Source organism: Mariniflexile gromovii, assembly GCF_017814435.1.
Taxonomy (GTDB): domain Bacteria; phylum Bacteroidota; class Bacteroidia; order Flavobacteriales; family Flavobacteriaceae; genus Mariniflexile; species Mariniflexile gromovii.
In genome coordinates this window covers 1-2,375 of the sequence record NZ_JAGJCB010000047.1, presented here as the reverse complement: position 1 = coordinate 2,375, position 2,375 = coordinate 1, and the positions used below count along the sequence as shown (strand labels likewise).

The following is a 2,375-nucleotide window of genomic DNA, read 5'->3' as shown; positions in this document are numbered from 1 at the left end:
GCTTCTCTTGTGTATGTCAATTCCTATGTATAACTTTGGTTGGGCAGTTTGTTCAGGTTTCATATCTTAATTGTTTTGGTGAACTTTAAAGATACTGGACTTTCTGCTTTTTCATGGATGCTAAAATTTATGCTCAAATTTTAGTAACTTTAAAAATTCGAAAAATAAATTGCTTTTGTACTGGTCGAAAACTTTACAGATTACAAGCCGCACAAATCTTATACAAACACGTTGGCAAACATTTGAGAAAAACAGTTCTAATATTGATATTTGGTCTTTTCACTAACATTTTGGTTTCGCAAGAAATCCAATCTGAATATGTTTATAAAAAAGAAAAAACAAAACAGAAATCTGAAAGCGGAACTAAATGGAATTTTGTCGATTCTGACAGTTTAGTGCTTTACGAAAACGGAACTTTTCATCGGACTAAATTTTATCATTATCACGAAATAATATACTCGGAATTAAAAGGGAAATGGAAAATTAAAAACGACACTCTAATTCTGAATATAAAACTGGAGAAAAAAAGTAAATCGGATAAAAAATGGTCTGAAATTAATTCGACTATAGTTTACAGAATAAAAAAACGGAAAATAAAACCAATAAACGGATTTGAATTCTACGCAATGCGGAATTTGAAACTTGTGAAAAAATAAAAAACGATTTGCCAACACCGTATAAAAATAATTGCGGTTTAGTGCTTAATCAAAGGTCGTTGCGTGTTTGTAACGTCTGATTTTCCTTCGGAAAATCCTCGCATACAAACCCGCAACTATTCTTATACAAACACGTTAGCACCAATTGCGAAAATGACAAAAATAGAAACCTATATAGTTGATTCTTTTACAGACAAACCTTTTAAAGGAAACCCTGCTGGAGTTTGTCTTTTAGATCAAAAAATGACAGATGAACAAATGCTATCTATCGCAAAAGAATTAGGACTTTCTGAAACTGCATTTATAACCCTAGTTGATAAACCTAACAAATATTCCATAAGATACTTTTCCCCAGTAATGGAAATACCACTTTGTGGACACGCAACACTTGCTTCTTCAAAAGTTCTTTTTGAAATTAATACCGAATTGAATCATATTCACTTTAAGAATATTCAGGGTTTGGATTTAATGATTAAAAAAAATCAAGAAAAAATTGAAATGGAATTTCCTGTATATAATACAATTCCACAAAATACTCCTAAAGAATTATTAAATGCACTCGGAATAGAAAAAATATCGAATAGTGTGTTTAATAAAGAAACAAGCATTTTACTGATTGAGATAGAAAGTTGTCAACTTTTAAATAATCTCACTCCTAATTTCGAAAAATTAAAAGCTTCTCATAATTCTATTAATGGAGTATTAGTTACTGCAATATCTGATAAAAATGACTTTGACTTTGAATCAAGATATTTTTGGCCTTGGAGTGGAACGAATGAAGACCCTGTAACTGGAGGAACTCATACTTTTTTAGCAAAATATTGGGCTGAAAGACTTAATAAAAAGAAAATGAATTCTTTTCAATGTTCTGAAAGAACTGGTTTTATGGAAGTTGAATTAATTAGTGACAGCAAATTGACAATAAAAAGTGAAGCTCAAATAATTCTAAAGGGGGAACTGAGAATATAAAAACTGGTGCTAACAAGGTGTATAATTAATGGCTAGGTCGAGCTTGCTTACGAAAATCCTGCGGATTTTCTATTCGGTTTTTATTTGTTAACTTCCGTGCTTAATCACGCCACTAATTATACACGAGACCGTTGTGCATAATATGAAAAAACTCCTGTTTACTATATTAATTCTAACATTTAATTGTTCAGACAAAAAATCTGAATCAAAAAAAGCAGAGGTTGAAATAATAAAAAATTGGACCGAATTTAACACAACCGATTCTATTCCTGAGCTACTTACTCTGACTTTAAAAAAAGTTCTAAAAAATGACTTTAAAATTGCTAATCCCAATCAGAAATTTAATCAAACGGACGTTATAATTTACGATTCAGCTCCGACGCGACAACTTCGCTTATTATCGAGAAAAAATAGCCTTTGGAGAATTGCATATGTTCAAGGTGGTTTTGGGAAACATTATGTTTATGCAGAATGTAAAATAAAAAATGACTCAATATCTGATTTTAAAATCACTCAAACCAATTTAAAATTGGAAACTAATGACAGTATTGACAAATATTTATCGGAAAAAAAACTTGAACCGAATAAAGTAAAAATAATAATGAAATAAATACTATGCACAACACGGTATCCTATGAAAAGCACTAGCCTAGTTCTTCAAAGTTAATATTTATATTTTAATTATCTCATAATGATGATTCTGTGGTGTTGGAATGTTGATAATTCCGATAGGATTATCAATATTTCAAT

At 30.2% G+C, this 2,375-nt stretch carries 3 protein-coding genes; all 3 read left to right on the top strand.

Features of this window, described 5'->3' with window-relative positions; translation table 11 throughout:
• Positions 1–242: 242 nt before the first annotated feature.
• The 3 genes from J8H85_RS18815 (at position 243) to J8H85_RS18805 (ending at position 2,235) form a co-directional block, all read left to right on the top strand.
• Positions 243–656 (top strand): hypothetical protein, encoded by a 414-nt coding sequence (locus J8H85_RS18815; RefSeq protein ID WP_209657241.1) that lies wholly within the window; start codon positions 243–245, stop codon positions 654–656.
• Positions 657–809: 153 nt separating this feature from the next.
• Complete coding sequence (locus J8H85_RS18810) at positions 810–1,625, top strand: PhzF family phenazine biosynthesis protein (RefSeq protein WP_209657240.1); 816 nt, start codon at positions 810–812, stop codon at positions 1,623–1,625.
• Between the two features lie 142 nt (positions 1,626–1,767).
• A complete protein-coding gene (locus J8H85_RS18805; RefSeq protein ID WP_209657239.1) occupies positions 1,768–2,235 on the top strand; it encodes a hypothetical protein in 468 nt (155 codons plus the stop codon).
• Positions 2,236–2,375 lie beyond the last annotated feature (140 nt).